We start from the raw sequence: 18,798 nt of genomic DNA, 5'->3' as shown, positions 1-18,798 counted from the left end.
AATTTTATACTATGAACAATTTAAGAAACAAAGTACAATTAATCGGTCATTTAGGAAGTACTCCTGTTATTAAAGAATTTACATCGGGTAGCAAACTCGCAACTCTATCGTTAGCGACTAAAGAAACTTATAACAATAAAGATGGTGAAAGAGTTACAGATACGCAATGGCATAATTTGGTGTGCTGGAATAAAACAGCCGAAATCGTAGAAAAATATTTAGACAAGGGAAGCGAAATTGCTATCGAAGGTAAACTTACCTATGAAAATTGGGAGGATCAGCAGGGAAATAAAAAATATGCTACCAAAATTGTGGTCAATGACTTGTTGATGTTGGGAGGAAAGTAATTAAAATAGTTCTCGACTCCGCTCGAACACCCTTCGATATTTTATCGGGTCATTGAGCGGAGTCGAGATATAAGAAATATTGTAACAAAGTTCTGATTTTAGAAGGTTCTCGACTCCGCTAGAACACCAATGTAATTTGTCATCGTATGAATACATTCAAAGGTTATTGAGCGGAGTTGAGATATATGAAAGATTGTAGCAAAGTTCTGGTTTTAGAAAGTTCTTGACTCCGCTCGAACACCAATGTAATTTGTAATCATATAAATACATTCGAAGGTTATCGAGCGGAGTCGAGATATAAGAAAGATTGTAGCAAAGTTCTGGTTTTAGAAAGTTCTCGACTCCGCTAGAACACCAATGTAATTTGTCATCGTATAAATACATTCGAAGGTTATCGAGCGGAGTCGAGATATAAATGTTAAACTAATTGCTTTTCTCTAATTTGCTGAGTAGCTTTTACCATAATTTCTAAGGCTTTTTTGGTTTCTGGCCACTTTCTTGTTTTTAACCCACAATCTGGATTAATCCATATATTTTCTTTTGGAATATATTGCTCCGCTTTTACAATTAAGTCAACAACCTCTTTTACAGTAGGAACCCTAGGGGAGTGAATGTCGTAAACTCCGGGTCCTATCTCGTTTGGATATTTGAACTCAGCAAAAGCATCTAGCAACTCCATTTGAGAACGAGAACATTCGATGGTAATAACGTCAGCATCCATCTGAGCAATAGCATCTATAATATCATTAAACTCAGAATAACACATATGCGTGTGAATTTGAGTTTCGTCTTTTACGCCACTTGCCGATAACCTAAATGCATCTACTGCCCACTGCAAATAAGTCTGCCAGTTTTTTCTTTTCAACGGTAAGCCTTCTCTTATAGCGGGCTCGTCAATCTGAATAATTTTAATCCCTGCATTTTCCAAATCTATTACCTCATCTCTTATTGCTAAGGCAATTTGATTACAAGTTTTAGCTCTGCTTTGATCGTCTCTTACAAACGACCATTGTAAAACAGTTACAGGCCCCGTAAGCATTCCTTTTACATGTTTTTGAGTTAGAGATTGCGCATACGCTGTCCATTCTAAAGTCATAGGATGTAATCTTTCTACGTCTCCAAAAATAATAGGAGGTTTCACACATCTGGTTCCATAACTTTGTACCCATCCAAATTTGGTAAAGGCAAAACCTTCTAGCTGCTCTCCAAAATATTCAACCATATCATTTCGTTCAAACTCTCCGTGTACTAGCACATCTAAGCCCACTGATTCTTGAAATTTTATGGAGTCTAGAGTTTCTTGGGCGATGCGTGATTGATATTCTTGATCTGATAAAATTCCTTTTTTATACTGAGCTCTCCAACTTCTTACTTCTGGAGTTTGAGGAAAAGAGCCAATAGTCGTTGTTGGATACAAGGGGAGGTTTAAGGCTTTCTGTTGAACTTGTTTTCTAAGTATAAATTCGTTTTTTCTATCTAAATTCTCTGCCTTTATAAAACTTTCTCTATTTTTTACTTGGAATTTGTGTATTCTATCTGATGATTTTCTTTCCAGAATTGCTTGTTTGTTTTCATCGAATCTGATTAAATCTTGGTGCGTAGGATGCGTACTTAACCTGTTTAGTAAAACAATTTCGTCCACTTTTTGAACTGCAAAACTTAACCACGATTTCAGCTCGTTATCAAGCACTCCTTCGTTCTCTAAATTAACGGGAACGTGTAGTAATGAACTAGAACTTGATATCCAAACGCGGTTGGCTCCTAAAACTTGTTTTGCATTATTAATTTTAGAGATTGATTTTGTAAAATCATTCTTCCAGATGTTTCTACCATCAACCAGCCCAAGTGATAAAACAGTGGATTTATTTTGAAATTCTGAATTTAAGATTTCATCTAATTGATTTTCCTTTCCCCTTGTTAAATCTACATGTAAAACTTGATGTGGTAAACTGTTAAGATGTTCCAAATTATCTAAAACATCATCAAAATAAGTAGCTGTTATAAATTTAATGTTGGGGAATTCTTTGTTTAAAAATTCATACGTTTTATAAATTGCTAATTTCTCATTTTCAGATAAATTTAAGGCTAAAAAAGGCTCATCTAACTGAATATATTCGGCTCCCAAATTTTGGAGTTTTCCTATAATCTGTTTGTAAACCACTAATAAATTGCTCAATAAGTCTAGTTTATCAAAACCCGTTTCTTTTTCTTTCCCTAATAAGAGGTAAGACACCGGACTTATTAATACAGGTTTGGCATGAATACCCAAAGCAACCGCTTCTTTATACTCAGCAATTATTTTTTTTGATGAAAATTTAAAAGACTGATTCTTTACAAATTCTGGAACTAAGTAGTGATAATTGGTATCGAACCACTTGGTCATTTCCATAGCAGTAATATCGTATTTTTCTGTCTGCAAGCCTCTTGCCATAGCAAAATAAATATCCAATTCAGATACTTGATTCTCTATTAAAACCTGATATCTTTTGGGAATACATCCCAGCGTGAGAGATAAGTCTAATACTTGATCGTACAACGAAAAGTCATTTACTGCAATTAAGTCTATTCCCGCTTCTTTTTGCTTCAACCAATTTTGTTCTCTAAGCTCCTTGGCTGTTTCTTGCAAATTTTCCTCAGAGCTGGTTTTAGACCAGTAACTTTCTACCGCTTTTTTTAATTCTCTTTTTTCTCCTATTCTTGGATATCCTAAAGTATGACTTTTCATTATTTATAGATTAAATTTCTTTTACAAAGCTATTTATTAGTAATATTATTCTACAATAATCCATTAAATACAGATAAATAACCTAATTTTAATCTTCACTAAGAATGAAATTCTAAAACTTACTAATTACGCTACTCAAATCAGAAATATAATCTATGTATAAACCAGACTCTATAGACTTACAACTGTTAAAACACCTTCAGAAAAATGCTAGAATTACTATTAAAGAGTTAGCGAACCTTACAAATTTATCGAACACACCCGTCCATGAGAGAATTAAGAAGCTTGAAAAAAACGGATATATAACCAAGTATGTTGCCTTACTCGATAGAAAATTGCTTGGCAAAAATTTGATTGTTTTTTGTAATGTAAAACTGAAAGAGCATACTAAAGAAATAGGACAGCGCTTTGTGAGAGACATTACTTCTTTAAAGCAAGTGACAGAATGCTATAATATTTCTGGAGATTACGATTTTTTACTAAAAGTGATGGTTCATGATATGGACGACTATCAAGATTTTGTTTTGAATCACTTGGGAAGTGTAAAAAATATTGGAAGTGCACATAGTACATTTGTAATGTCCGAAATAAAAAATAGCACAGAAACACCTATAGGTCTATAAATCAAATAGTTGTTTTTATGTAATTAAAATACTACCTTATAAAATTAACTTAAATCGCAACACTATGGGAATCAAAAATTTTAAAGCTCCAACGGCCAAGGCTGTAATACTACCTAATAAAATACAGGTGTCAGATTACATGGTAACGAGAAATAAACTAATTACGTTTTCGCCCGAGCAAAAAGTAGTAGAAGCTATGCAAATTCTAGTAAACCATAATATTTCTGGTGCTTGTGTGGTAGATGAAGATGACGTTTTATTAGGAATTATTTCGGAGGGTGATTGCATGAAAAAAATAGCTAATAGTAGATATTACAACATTCCTTTGCACGATCAGTTGGTTAAAGATTACATGGACCCTATTGTTGAAACTGTTGAAGCTGATCAGAATATTTATGATGTGGCTCAAAAATTTTGTGTGGTGCGTAGAAATAGATTTCCTGTAGTGGAGGGAAAAAAAGTGATTGGACAGATTAGTAGAAAAGATGTTTTAAGAGCTGCTCTGGAGGTTTAATGTTCTTGCTTTTTGACTATATATTCTGTTGCAGAATGCTAATCATAATTTGATAGTTTTTCTTTGAAGTATATCTAGACTCCGCTCGATGACCCCCTGGATATTTGAGCTAGATTGAGAGTTTTAATATCGGTGATTTTAACTTTTACTTTTTTACAACTTAGTACCCAATTATTGACCATACAGGTGTTCGATCGGAATCTAGAACTATACTATAAAAATTGAATTCTGCTGTTCGCGTTAGGGATAGTAGCGGCATCCTTTTACGATTAGTTTGAGTGAATTTATGGAGTGAAACGGAATAAATTTGTATCGAAAACTAGTAAAAGATATAGCGGACAGCCCGACCCAAAGGGGAACGCCCATAGAGTCTTTAAAATCTTAGAACGGATAACCGATAGCAAAATTTAATACAGAATTATTGAACTGGGGACTTGTGATACTTGTTTGAATAGGCTGTTTGATAGGCACTCCATAATCTAATCTGATGACGAAACTCTGGATATCCACCCTGATACCAGTTCCGACACTGATGGCTAACTGACTGACAAAATTATTGGAAAATTCCCCTCCTGCTAAAGAGCTATTCTGATTGTATAGCCAGATATTTCCAGCATCGGCAAAGAGGGCTCCTTTTAGGACTGAGAAAATTGGATATCGGTATTCCAAATTTGTTTCCAAACGAACATCTCCAGACCTGTCAAAAAAAGAATTGTTATTACTAGTACCCTGATAAGTTCCTGGCCCGATAGATCTTGTATTAAATCCTCTAACACTATAAGGTCCTCCTGAAAAAAACTGTTTAGTAAAGGGTAAAACCTCTGAGTTTCCGTACGGAATTCCTACTCCTGCATATAGTCTGGTAATAAAGGTTTGTTCTTTAGAAAGGTTGATATAATGCCTAGCATCTACATCTATTTTTCCATACTGCGCAAATTCTAATCCTAAAAATTCTTTTTTTCCACTGCTTGAATTACTACTGACCAGGCTTAGTAAGTTTCCTGCTACATCTAAGTTAGATGAAAAGTAAAATTGGTGTTTTTGAGTGTTTCTACCTAATTCATTATAGGTGAAGTTAAAAGTTAATCCGGCAATAAATTGCTGATCGAAACTGCTACGTAGAAAAGGATTGTTATTTAATATGGTTTGGAATTCGTTAGTTGAGTTTGCCAACCTCACATAATTAATATTGATTGGACTAACCTCGTAACTTAAATATTTGTTAGCATCCCAACTATAGGATAGGTTACTTTTAAACGACGCTAAATCGTATAAATTGGAACGGCTTAAGTATTCACTATCAAAAGAAATCTTGGTTTTTGGTATTCCATACTTAAATTTATTGTCAAGGCTTCCTGGAAATATAAGTCTCGGAAATATTAAACTGGTTCCGAATGCTAACTGCGTTCCGTTTAGATTTTGATCGTTATTTCCTATTTGGAATTCGTAAGCTGCAGAGGCTGTAATACTAAGCATTTCTCCTCCGTTAAATAAATTTCTATTTCGGTAATTGATATTTAATCCTGGTCCTGCAAAGTTGTTAGATTTTGTAACTGTTTGTAGTTCTAAACCAATGGATCTTTTGTTTAGTGGAGATAAATATATTTTGGCATCTAAATGTGCAATGCTATCGTTAGTAATAGCTTTACTTTCATCGTACTGTATATTTACGTATTTGTAAGTTCCAATAGCAGAAAGTCTTTTACTTGTTAGTTTGGATTTTTGAGGATTGTAAAATATTCCTTTCTGTAACTTTAAATATTTTCTTAACAAGTGAGGTTTAAAGAACAGGGTATCTTGCAAAAATGATACTCCCTCAATAGTTACCGTATCTTTTGCAGTCCTTTTAGCATCTAAGTTATAATTTGGATAAACTAAGACTTGGTCTATTTTATAAGGTAATTTGGCTTTTTGGGGAGTTTCTTTTTTTAGTCTGAGATACAAGTCGAATTTTTTATTGCTGTATTGATTGGTATCTACTTCATAAATTAAAAAGTCTTGGTTAAAGTTGTAGTATCCTTTATTTTTTAACTGACTGTCTATTTTAGCTCTTTCTAGTTTAAAGGATTCCAAGTTGTATCTCGTGCCTTTTTTAAGCAAAGTGGTCTTAAAATCTTTTTTAATTTCTTGATAAATGGCGAGTGTATCTTTTTCTAAACTATAGCTTTCAAGCGTATAAGGTTCTGGCAAAGTGACTGAATAGAAAGCTCCTTTGGTATGTTTTTTTTCTTTAATAGTATCTGTAACCACGCTATTAAAAAAACCTCTGTTATCCAATCTATTTTTGATAAACTCTTTGGTTTTTGATGGATTAACATCTGAAAAATACACAGGTTCTTCTCCAATTTTTTTATTTAGATACCTAGTAATAAAATTTCCTTTGTTGTTTTTTACTTTGTAATGGTAATATAAACCAAGCCTTGCTCCCAGTATTTTTTTGTTAGGCTTGGGTTTTAAAAGCTCCTCTAACTCTGATTGAACACTCCCAATATCTTTTACTTTTTTGGGGTTATTGATATTAATATTAGCTCCACTATACAGCTTTTTTCCTTGCGGAATGTATTTAGTTACACTACAAGAAACCATAACCATGAGTAGTAATACGACTAAAATTTTATGTATGTGATTGCACTTCATTTATTCTTGTTTGTCTTTGTTGCTTTTAGCAACCTCTTTGTTAAACAGTTGTTTAAACTTGTTAAATTCTCGGTTGAACAAAAACGAAATTCCTGTAACAATTACTTGCCCATCTATAACGCTTTGAAATTCGTTTTTTCTAAAGCCTCTTAACCTATATCTTCTATTTTCTGTGAGTGCATATTCTATGTTTACATTTCCTATAATGGGAGTTCTACCGTTGGAATTCTGATTGCCATTTTCCAATTCAAAACCGCTACCCACTTGCACCGTAAGTCTATCATTAAACAATTTTTTTTGTGCACTTACATTTAACTGCGTATTGTCTTGCTGTCCCTCACTAGTATAATCTGTATAGCTATCTAACTCAAATCCTAATTCTATCCCTGTGTTACCTACCAATTTACTGGAATAATTATTTAATTGATTAGACAACACTCTGTTTACGTTATTACGAGCAATAGATAAGGATCCTCCGTTACTTCCGTCACTTTTATTCGACGGAAAAAATTGATTCAATACCAAAAGAGAAAATACTTGTTTGTTCAACTCGTCCTCTCTATTGTTTAATTGTCTTACTTGTGTGTAAACTTGTCCGCCAAGCTCTCCTCTAGAGTCTTCTGGAATATCTAAATTAAAACTTATGGCTGGTTTTAATAATTCTCCCCCTAAGTTTAAATATACCCAAAACGGAATTTTTTTTCTGAATCTGTTTAAGGCCGTTGCCTCCAAACCAGAAGTTACAGATGCCATCAATCCACTTGCAGGAGTTTCTACTTTGTAAATGGCCTTAATGTCCATTTTTGCATCAATAGGGTCTCCTTGCCAAGTAATTTTACTCCCCTTGGCTATATTAAACTTACGTCTAACCAAATTATACAAACTTGCTTCGTAATGCCCATCTTCCACTTCATATACTCCAGATAACGTGGTTCTTCCACTTGGTTCTAACCCAAAATTTAAATCGGCTTTCCCTTGTACTCTTAGGTTGTCCCCTGAGCTTTTGTTAACAATGACATTCAAAATTGCCCCAGCATCTATTTGTAACACCGTTTGTATGTCTAATCCTTTTAAAGCTCCTGTTTTGGTTTCTGTAACGTTATCATAAGAGGTAAGGATATCATTGGTAACTGATTTGTTAACAAACAGTACCACTCCTTCTCGCTCCACCGCTTCTATTCTAGATTCTGGAATTACATAGGTAAAATTAGAATTTTTGTTTACTCTTAAAGTTCCTGTAATTACAGGAATAGTCATATCTCCTTTGATGTTTACATCTGTGTTTAAAAACAGTTTTCCATAAAACAAATCATTGTCTTTCTCTGTGGAATTCAGTACTTGCAAATTGTCTGTATGCACTTTTAAATCAAAAGTAGGATTGGACAATTCTGTAGTTCCTATACTTCCATCAATAACAAATTTATTCTGCTCCGTATCCAACATGGTAAACTGATCTAGCAAAATACTAGAGTTGTCTACCGTGATAGATTCTTCTGGAAAAGAAAAATCTGTATTAAACATGTTGACCTTTAGTTTTACCTGATTCAAATTTAAAGCTCCGTTGTATTGCGGGTCACTAAAATTTCCTTGCATTTTAAAGTTTGCAGACAAGTATCCCGAAGCATTAGAAATTGCATCTGGTGCAAAACCAGCTACTTTTTTTAGAGATAGTTTTTTTAGTTGAACATCTAAATTTAATGGAGTTTGTGTTTTGGCTACATCATAATTTCCGTTGACTAGCAATTGTACGCTGTCTTTTTCTATCAGTGTTAAATTTACATCTACTTTGTGATTGTTAACCGAAGTAGCCTCTAAGTTTAAATCTCCCAAAGTATTTTTAAAAACTTGCAAGTTGTTAACCTTTAAATCAGAGGTAAGTGTTTGGTTATTGTTGATGTGATTTGCCTGTACTTTTCCTGATAAAATCCCGTTGGCTATTTCCTTTTCTGGGTTTAAAAAACTCAAAATATTCGAAAGCTTAAAATTGTCAAAATCTATCACAATATCGTTCTGATTATTTTGATCTAATCCTGCGTTAAAGCTCAATGTTTGGTTATTTCTAAAAAGCTTAAAATTTTTAGTATTGATTTGCTCTCCTTTGAAAACAATAGCATTATTTGCTGGTAGCTCCCATAACTTTCTATTCAGCACAATTTCTGACGGATCAACTCGCAAGGTCACTTGTTCATCCAGTCTTGTTAATTCTGTATTGATATTTATAATCTTACTTTGTTCATCTCGTGTAGAAAAATCTAAATGAATTACCTCATCTATTACGTTTCCTGTTAAGTTTAAGTTTTCAATATCTACAACCGAATGCTTAATTCTGTCGACGTGCAAATCTAATTTTAAGCTGTCTTTTTGAGTGTTAAAATTTAAACGTGCATTCTCTAGTTTACTTTCTTGGTACTCTATCAAAGGAGCGTTAAAAAAAGCTTCTAATTTTTTTGCATTTTGATTATAAGAGAACGATAAATTAACAGGTGCGAACCTGTTTAATTCTTCCAAAAAAACATCCTCTATCACGGGAGATTGTCTAAAATTCAACGTGGCATCTACCAACACATTTTCCGAAATGGTATCTTGCTGCTTTGCCGTTTTTTCTGATGAAATATAGTAGTTGATATGATTCTGTATAGAGTTAGAAAATTGTTGAGGACTAGTGTTAGATTTTAAGGCAAAATTGAGTAGCTTACTTTTAATGTTGGCCACTGTGGAGTCTTGATTAACAAGCGCATCAATTTCAAAATTGCTTAAAGGAATAGATTCTCTATCATACACAAACAAACCATTATTGGTATTGGCTTTTAAAACAAAATTATTTGCGTTCCCTTTAAAATTGGCTGTAATGTTTAATCTAGACTTTATATTTTTCTGAGTGATATTTAACCCCTTAAAATCTATTCCCTTGATGTTGATATTCGTTTTGATTTTGGATAGGATTGAATCCAATTGGATGTTGGTTTGGGTTTCAAAATCTAGATTCTCATCTGTAAAACTGGCAATAACCATCCCTTTACCTCGATCGATATTTGCTCTGAACTTGAGTGGATTGTAATTATAACCTTTATAACTTAACTGATTAAATTGGGTTTTGATATTTGCACTTAAATCGTTCGCATCGCTACCCGATGCTTTGATACTCGTTTCAAAATCTAGCGTACCAATATCTTTATTATTTAAAATTTCTCCTAAGCGGAATGCTTGTAGATTGACAACTCCGTTGAAACCTTTTATTTTTTGATTGGTGATAACTCCTTCTACCAGCAAATTTCCTTTACTTGTTTTTAAACTTGTTTTTGTACTAATTTTGTCTGATTTCCCCTTTGCTTTACTTACCAATTCTATGTTTGCTGGAAATTGTATGCCCATTTTTTTCTCATCTAAAAGACTCGCAAGATCTTCTTTTTGGGTAACCAATTTAAATTCTGGTACGTCTACATACATACGCTTGGGATTGGTTATATTTTCCAATTTTCCATAAACGTTTACAAACGTTTTTTTACCCCAAGATATGTTTGCTTTTTTTAGAGCGATATTCTCTAATTTTCCTGAGACATTTAGCACTCCCAAAAAGTTGTTTTTTTGCAATGCTGCCACCGTTTGATCATCAGCCAATTCTGGACTAAAATAAAGCCCGTCTTTCAAATTCATTTCTATTTTTGGAAAGTCTAGCTCAAAATTTGCAGTTTCAGGTTTGTTGATCAATTGATTTAGCGAAGCATAGTTCAATGCCAATTTCCCTTTTAATTCACTGTGATTTGTGACAAATACCAAATCATCAAGTACTGACTTTTTGTTATCAATACTCACATCAAAACCAAATTGATTTAGGGTAAATCCACTTTGTTCTTTAAAAGACATCTCTTTTAATTTTAAACTGACTGATTGATTTTTAAGAACCAAGTCGTCCAGAATAATATTACTATTTGCTACCGAAATATCTTGCGGATTAAACACATTTGGCGTTACCCCAGCATTTTTATTTTTGAGTTGAATTTGGTTGTTAACAAAGTCTATATGGTCAATTTTTACTTGCCACGCTGGCCAATTGAACTGAAAGTCTTTTTTAGGAGCTAAAGTATCAACCTCAACCGACGGATTTACCTCTGGCAATTGTAATTTTATAGACGAATCGCTTAGTGAAATAGCATTAGCATCAATCTTGTTTTTAGCCAAAGCCATAAGAGCATTCTCTATTTTAAAATTAGTTAGCTGCACTTCTGCTTTGACATCCGTTGTTTTATCCTGATAAAGCGCGTTAATGTCCGTAAAAGTCAATTCATCAATACTAATTTCTGGCAACGGAGCTGGGTTTTCAGAAGGTTCAGATTCAGGAAATGCTTTGGATTGAGTATAACTAGCATTGATGCCAACCAAGGTGAGTTTTTTAACTGGAAATTTGGCTTTCTCAACACTAAACTTTTTACCAAAACGAACCTCTAGCGTATTTAGGTCTAATTGCGTATCTACTCCTAAATTGGCATCATTGTAATTCACCAAAAAGTCAGAAATGTTAATAGTTCCTATTTTTATGTTAGAAGTCGTTGAATTGGCCGTGGTATCTTTAGGCTGAGTATTCTTAGTACTGTTATCTATAAACGCTTTGGGTATATAACTGTAATTGTACAACGTATCATTTTCTAAGGTATGCACGTTGGCTCTTAAACCTTTCCAAGTAACGTTTTTTATGTTGATTTTGTTTTGGGTAATAATGGGTAAAAAAGCTGTTGAAACTTCTAAGTAATGAGAATATAATAGGGTATCTTTTTGCTGATCTTCCAAATACAAATCTTCTACAATTAAATTTCCTGAGAAGCTTACGTATAGTTTTCCAATATTAAATTCAGTATCAATTTTATCGGTAACAAAATCCGCTAGTTTATTCTTTATAAAGTTTTGTCCCCAAGAACTTCGAATAGCAAGCACAGTTATGATGAATACAACAATCACAAACAAAAACACCCATTTTAATAGATGGAATGCTTTGATTAAAATTTGTCCTCCTTTATTAGTCATATTCTCTTTTCTATTCGTGCAACAAATATATAACGCACGCTATATAGTTTTGTTGATTTACAACATCTTTTAAAAAATATCTTTTAAGGAAAACCCCACTCCTTTTACAACAAAGAGTGGGGTTTGTTCTATGATGAGATTCGTTAAAAACTAACTAACAAATTCTCCGTTGGCTATATTGTCTTCTGATGGAGCTATAAAAGATAATTTTCCGTCTTTGGTGTCTGTCATTAAAATCATCCCTTCACTTTCTACACCACGCAATTTACGAGGAGCTAAGTTTACCAAAACAGATACTTTTTGACCTACAATATCCTCTGGCTTGTAACTTTCGGCGATACCAGAAACAATAGTTCTTACATCAATTCCAGTATCCACTTTTAAAACCAATAGCTTTTTTGCTTTTGGCATTTTTTCAGCCTCAATAATGGTTCCCGTTCTAATATCTAGCTTGGTAAAATCTTCGAAAGTAATAGTGTCTTTTTGCGGTTCTACGACTTTGGCTTCGGCAGCGTTGGCTAACTTTGTAGCTTCTAACTTATCTAACTGAACTTGAATATCTTTATCTTCAATCTTGGCAAATAACAATTCAGATTTACCAATTATGTGACCCGCAGGCATTAATTCGTCCTTAAGTTCTATATCACTCCAAGACAACTCCTTTTCGACTCCGCTCGAAGCCCCTAACTTTAAAATTCCCTTTAGTTTTTCGGAACTAAACGGTAAAAACGGTTCGGAAAGTACGGATAATGCGGCTGAAATTTGTAATGCCACATACATAATGGTTTGAGTACGTGCTTCATCTGTTTTTATCAATTTCCAAGGTTCTTCATCTGCCAAGTACTTATTACCTAAACGCGCTAAATTCATTAGTTCCGACAAAGCTTCTCTAAAGCGATAACGCTCCATAGACTTAGAAATCGTATTAGGGAATTCTTTTACTTGAGCTAACACATCCTCATCCAATTCCGATAAATTCCCTGCAAGTGGTACTTGCCCATTGTAGTATTTATTGGTTAAAACCACCACACGGTTGATAAAGTTTCCGAAAATAGCCACCAACTCATTATTATTACGTGCTTGAAAATCTTTCCAAGTAAAATCGTTATCCTTGGTTTCTGGTGCATTGGCCGTTAAAGCGTAACGCAACACATCTTGCTTACCTGGGAAATCTTCCAAATACTCATGTAACCAAACTGCCCAGTTTTTAGATGTAGATAATTTGTTTCCTTCTAAATTTAAAAACTCATTGGCAGGAACATTATCTGGCATAATATAGTCTCCATGCGCTTTTAACATCGCAGGGAAAATAATACAGTGAAATACAATATTGTCTTTCCCAATAAAATGCACCAACTTGGTGTCTTTATCTTTCCAATAAGGTTCCCAATCTTTTCCGTTTTGGGCAGCCCATTCCTTGGTAGAAGAAATGTAACCAATAGGAGCATCAAACCATACATATAAAACTTTTCCATCTGCCCCTTCCACTGGTACTGGAATTCCCCAATCCAAATCACGAGTTACCGCTCTTGGTCTTAAACCATCATCTACCCAAGATTTTACTTGTCCGTAAACGTTAGGTTTCCAATCATCTTTGTGCCCCTCTAAGATCCATTCTTTTAAAAATGCCTCATGCTTGTCTAAAGGTAAAAACCAATGTTTGGTTTCCTTAACCGTAGGTACGTTTCCTGTAATGGCAGATTTTGGATTGATTAAATCTGTGGCATTATGTGACGTACCACATTTTTCACACTGGTCTCCGTAAGAATCCTCAGCTCCACATTTAGGACACGTTCCTACCACAAATCTATCTGCCAAAAACTGATTGGCCTCTGCATCGTATAACTGAGATTCTACTTTTTCTATAAACTCACCACTTTCGTACAATTTGGTAAAAAATCCAGAAGCTGTTTTGTGATGTATAGGAGCAGATGTTCTGGAGTAATTGTCATAAGAAATACCAAACTCCTCAAAAGATTTTTTTATAATTCCGTGATACTTATCTACCACGTCTTGCGGAGTCACCCCTTCTTTTTTTGCTTTAATCGTAATAGGTACTCCATGCTCATCAGAACCTCCTACAAAGGCTACATCTTTACCTTTGTTACGCAAGTAACGCACATAAATATCCGCAGGCACATAAACCCCTGCTAAGTGACCAATATGGATAGGTCCGTTAGTATATGGCAAAGCCGTAGTAATCGTATATCTTTTAGGATTGTTCATCAGTAACATCAATTTAGACGGCAAAAATACAATTATGTAACGAAAATCTCATCATTGCCCAATTAAAGATTAGTGTAGTGACTCATATCTATTTTTATATGGGCATTCCCTTTCATTACATTGCAGGTCAGGCTGTACGTTATATCTTTTGGCGGTTTTCGATACAAATTTATTCCGTTGCACTTTATAAATTCACTCAAACTGACCGCAAAAGGATGCCACTTCCATCCTTAATGCTATTTTACATCGAAACTGATTCTTTTATTCCAAAAATCTGATGATTTGAGATAAAAAAACTGCCAATCGTTGAGATAATTACCCTACCAGTAGTACACAGTGTGATGAAAATTTCTTTTCAAAGCCGTGAACAACGTTATTAATAACCCACTAAGATTTACTCCTAAAAAACGAAAGTTTTAAAATCATCATTCGCAAAGAAACTGGTGATTTAAAAACTGCTATAGAAAAAAGCTATTTGTTTGCATGACGAAAATTTAGTAGGAGTTTACAATGCCAACTATTTTTATAAAAAACTGGAAGAGCGATTTACCATTGTAAAAAAATAGCGATAAAAACTCTATGAACACTTTCGTTCAAAAAGTACCAACAAAAAACCAATGGCTCAGGTTTGCTATTTTTTATAAAATTGATTTTAACTTATAGTCAACTAAAAGCAAAATTAAACTTGACTTAGGTTTTATCCTTAAACAGTCAGTCTCCTTTAAAAAAGTTATTTACTAAAAAAAAACACCTTTCTAAAAAATAGAAAGGTGTTAGATAATTGTAATTTACTAATGATTATTTTAAAACAAATTTGTGTTGACTTAAACCTATAGTTGTTTTAACTACAGCTATGTAGACTGTATTTAATTTTAGGTCAACTTTAAATTCTAGCTGATTTAAATCTTTGTGTTCTGTAATTAAATTTCCTCTCACATCAAATATTAAAACGTTTGAAATAGAATTTTTTGAAGTAATGACAAGGGAGTTATTGATGTTTCCAAATGCTACATCGTCATCTGATTTAACTATATGATTACTCAGAGTGCTTTCAGGAGCAATGGTTAAAAGACTAATCATTTCTAAATTATTGTTACCTGCTAAATCTCTAAAAGTATTGGCTTTAACACCAATAGTTACTACTCCAGTTCCAACGGGTGACACCACCAGCTTAAACTTTTTGGAAGAATTATTGATGATTGATTCTTGTTTAATTTTTGATTCAAAGTTAAAAGAATCACCTCCTCTAATAGGACCACCTTCATCATCATCATCATCATCATCATCCCTGCCATCAATTGGATCACCTATTGGAATGATAGGATCTGTATTGATTTCAGCAAAACTTACAAAAGTAGCATTGGTGATGATAAATTGGCTAGCGTCCGTAAATCTGCTTATGTTTGATACTTCCGAAAAAGACAATTCGATTTCTATATCCGTAGCTACTGTATAGTTGAGCGGGCTAGATACTACTGTAAACGTTGGTGCAGTATTATCGATTGTGATTGTTTGTGGGTCAGAACTCAAACTAATTCCGTTAAGAAATGAATGAACAATAAGAGTGTTTTGTTCATTAGCTGTTGTTTCTGGCAAAGTTATCAACCAGTTACCCGATCTGTTTGCTGTTGCAGACAAAATTGACTCTGAAATTGCAACATCATTAATGCTTAAAGATATAGCACTATTTGGCTTTGCTACACCTCTGATCGTAAGACTTGTGTCTGTGGTAATGTAGTCCCCATCATTACTACCTGTGTCTTGAGATATACTTGTAATCATTGGCTTTACATTGTTAATGGCAGAAATAAAAACGCTAAAGCGGCTTGGTATAACTCTGTTACCTGCCAAATCAATAATGTTTGATCCATCAAATGCAACACTAATACTCTCATCATCCACATTGGGAGTCACGTCAAAGGTATAAGAAGTATTAGAGACCATTACGAAATTAGAAATTGTGTAGTTAGAATTTGGCTGAAGGTCATCAACAGTTAAAGTTTGTTGAATTGCTTCTGATATTGTAACCGATACCGGGATGACAGATGCATTGGTAGTACTACTTACTGTAGATTGATAAGTAACTCTAGGACTCGTATAATCTAATGTATAACTTGTTTGATTAGCCCCAGAAGGAGTTAAGTTTGTTAGTACATTTCCGGCAATATCTTTTATCTGTTGGCTACTATTCACCACTAAATTTAATATTCCATCCTTATCTTCTACATTTGGGCTTCCTATAATTAAGGTGTTGGTTCCTCTTCCTGTTACTCTAGAACTTGATAATGCTTCGTTTAAAACTCCGCTAACACCAAAATCTACAGAAGACTCTGTGCTATTAAATACAGGCTCACTAAAAACAAGTTGCCAATTTACAAAAGTAGCATTGGTAGTCTCGTCCTGCAATCTTGTAATGCTTACTAAAGTTGGAGTAATAGTGTCTATGTTTAAAGTAATAACATCAGATTCGTTACGCTGTGTGCCATTTATAACAGACTCCGCACTTATAAGCGTTTCTCCTTCTAGAAAAACAGCAATGTTATTAGGAGTAGTAATAGACCAATTACCATCGTTATCTGTTATTGCCGAAAACCCTGGTATTGGAAACGACGAACCGTTTGTATTATTAAGTCTTAGACCAACAATACTTGTAGGCTTTGCAGTTCCGTTAATTGTAAAGCTCGTATTTTTTGTAATAAAATCTGTGCTACTTTCTCCGCTATCATCTGTAATATTAGTAATTACAGGTTGTACATTGTTTACCGGGTTAATCGTAATCGTAAAGGTTTGAGATATTGAAGCGTTTGCACTGTTACCCGTAGAAGGACCATCATCCAAAGCTGATATAGTTACGGTAGCCTCTCCAAAAGTGTTTTGAGCAGGTTCAAAAGTTAGGGTTCCTATATTAGAAATGGTAGGCTGTACAGAAAACAGATTATTATTATTATTTGTTAAGTTAAACGTTACCGTTTGTATTTCGTTTGCATCTCCGTCATCTATATTAATTAAGTAATTTTCAATAGTTCTTGCTCCTGTATTTTCGTTAAAAGCCAAATCTTTTCCTTCTGTTCTAAAATCGAAAGATGGAGCATTATTTACAACGTCCGAAGTTATAGTAACTGCTTCTGTTGCAGTATTAGTGTTTCCTGCTTTATCAGTAATAACACCACTGTTAAGAGCTATACTTATATTTTGAAATAGAGAAGTCGGACGGATGGTTAACGTGTACTCCGTAGTATTATTAGTACTTGAAATTTTATTGACTTTTGGAGTAAATTCTCCTACGCTTTCAAATCCGTTGTCATTAGATTCGTCAAACTCATCATTATCCTCATTGTTGTTAAGATCCGGCAAGTCAACACCTGGCCCTTCAATATCTAGACTAAAGCCTTCTTCAAAGTTTACAAATGTAGCATTGGTTAAGTTGAATAGACTTTCTAGATCGTTTCCAAAAGTAACATCTTCGTTAAAATTTACCCTAATTTTAATTATATCTACACTCTCAAAAGTTTCGTTGATGGTCGTTACAAAACCTTGTGGAAGTGTAGTATCTATGGTAATAACTTGTGCTATAGAACTAGTAGTTAAATTGTCTGTTTCGGCAATTGCAATTAAATTAGCCATACCGTCGGGTAGTATTTGAGGAATTGTGTAAGAAAATTCTCCTGAACTATTAGTTGTTGCACTTGCCAATACGCTAGGAACTTCAGTTCCGTTTACATTAAAAGCAATGGTGCTATTTGGAATTGCGGTTCCATTAACAGTTAACGTATTATCATTTGTAATAAAATCTGTGTTACTATCTCCCGTATCTTCTGAAATACTTGTGATTTTTGTTGCAGGAAAAATATTTAAGGTAAATGCTTTGGTAATACTATTGGTACCATTATTTGCTGTACCTCCATCATCCGTTAGTGTTACATTTATTGTTGCACTACCTGTTCTGTTTTCTGCGGATGTAAAATTTAAAGTTCCAGAACTACTAATTGTAGGTTGCACCTCAAATAACGATTCATTATTATTACTAGTAGTAAATGTTAAGTTTTGAGTTACACTATCATCACCATCGCTAATTTGGTCAATAAAATTTGGGATACTTCTATTACCACTATTTTCTAATATGTTAAATTCTGTGCCTGCATCAAACTCAAATGTTGGGGCTTGGTTTACAAAAAATACAGACTCATCCTTAGTGATAGCTACTTGAAAATTTAAATCTGTACCAATATTTATAGAGCTTCCGTCTGCATAAGCATCTTTCTGAAAACCAACAGTAGTATCAAAATTACTGTTACTAGTCATAATAAAAGTGTAGATTCTATCTTTTCTTACAAAAAAACCATCTGATTTGTTTGGTTTAAAATTATAAAATTGGCCAAAAGTGTTCCACGTTTTAGTGGTTGATATTTGTCTACCAAATTTTCCATTTCCTTCACGCAATACAATATTACCGTTGATTGAGGTTGGACTAGAACTAGATTGGACTAAAATAGTGTTAATAAACCCTGTTTCGCAAGCTTTAAAACTTTGACCTATTTCTTTGATATTAAAAGCCTTTAAATCAAGCCTGTCATCAGTTCTTAAAATGGTAATCGCACAATTTTGCGAATAGCCATTTATTGTCCCCAATACTATGAGGGTTAAAAAAAGTAGTATTTTTTTCATGATTAATTATTTTATTTATAAAACAAAATTATCAATCACAAA

General features: G+C 33.8%; 8 protein-coding genes. 3 read left to right on the top strand and 5 right to left on the bottom strand.

Going from position 1 to position 18,798, the window contains the following annotated elements:
* Positions 1 to 11: 11 nt before the first annotated feature.
* Positions 12 to 347, top strand: a complete 336-nt coding sequence (locus ACXGQW_RS06610; RefSeq protein WP_457821257.1) for a single-stranded DNA-binding protein — start codon at positions 12 to 14, stop codon at positions 345 to 347.
* Between the two features lie 418 nt (positions 348 to 765).
* Here ACXGQW_RS06610 and metE read toward each other — a convergent pair whose 3' ends face one another.
* On the bottom strand, positions 766 to 3,072 hold the full coding sequence (gene metE, locus ACXGQW_RS06605) for a 5-methyltetrahydropteroyltriglutamate--homocysteine S-methyltransferase (RefSeq protein WP_457821255.1): 2,307 nt from the start codon (positions 3,070 to 3,072) through the stop codon (positions 766 to 768).
* A 155-nt stretch (positions 3,073 to 3,227) separates the two neighbouring features.
* Here metE and ACXGQW_RS06600 point away from each other — a divergent pair, with 155 nt between their 5' ends.
* Positions 3,228 to 3,695 carry an Lrp/AsnC family transcriptional regulator gene (locus tag ACXGQW_RS06600; protein WP_457821254.1) on the top strand — a complete coding sequence of 156 codons (468 nt, stop codon included), beginning with the start codon at positions 3,228 to 3,230 and terminating at the stop codon, positions 3,693 to 3,695.
* A gap of 64 nt (positions 3,696 to 3,759) precedes the next feature.
* On the top strand, positions 3,760 to 4,209 hold the full coding sequence (locus tag ACXGQW_RS06595; protein WP_457821252.1) for a CBS domain-containing protein: 450 nt from the start codon (positions 3,760 to 3,762) through the stop codon (positions 4,207 to 4,209).
* 381 nt (positions 4,210 to 4,590) lie between these two features.
* Here ACXGQW_RS06595 and tamL read toward each other — a convergent pair whose 3' ends face one another.
* The 4 genes from tamL to ACXGQW_RS06575 all read right to left on the bottom strand — a co-directional run bounded on the left by tamL (position 4,591) and on the right by ACXGQW_RS06575 (position 18,756).
* Positions 4,591 to 6,846, bottom strand: a complete 2,256-nt coding sequence (gene tamL, locus ACXGQW_RS06590; protein WP_457821250.1) for a translocation and assembly module lipoprotein TamL — start codon at positions 6,844 to 6,846, stop codon at positions 4,591 to 4,593.
* A complete protein-coding gene (locus ACXGQW_RS06585) occupies positions 6,847 to 11,865 on the bottom strand; it encodes a translocation/assembly module TamB domain-containing protein (protein ID WP_457821248.1) in 5,019 nt (1,672 codons plus the stop codon).
* A 150-nt stretch (positions 11,866 to 12,015) separates the two neighbouring features.
* A complete protein-coding gene (metG, locus tag ACXGQW_RS06580) occupies positions 12,016 to 14,091 on the bottom strand; it encodes a methionine--tRNA ligase (protein WP_457821246.1) in 2,076 nt (691 codons plus the stop codon).
* 798 nt (positions 14,092 to 14,889) lie between these two features.
* On the bottom strand, positions 14,890 to 18,756 hold the full coding sequence (locus ACXGQW_RS06575) for a beta strand repeat-containing protein (protein ID WP_457821244.1): 3,867 nt from the start codon (positions 18,754 to 18,756) through the stop codon (positions 14,890 to 14,892).
* Positions 18,757 to 18,798: the final 42 nt, after the last annotated feature.

This window comes from Wenyingzhuangia sp. IMCC45533 (assembly GCF_054111225.1).
Note: the sequence above shows the minus strand (reverse complement) of the source record. Positions and strands in the feature narration are given on the sequence as shown.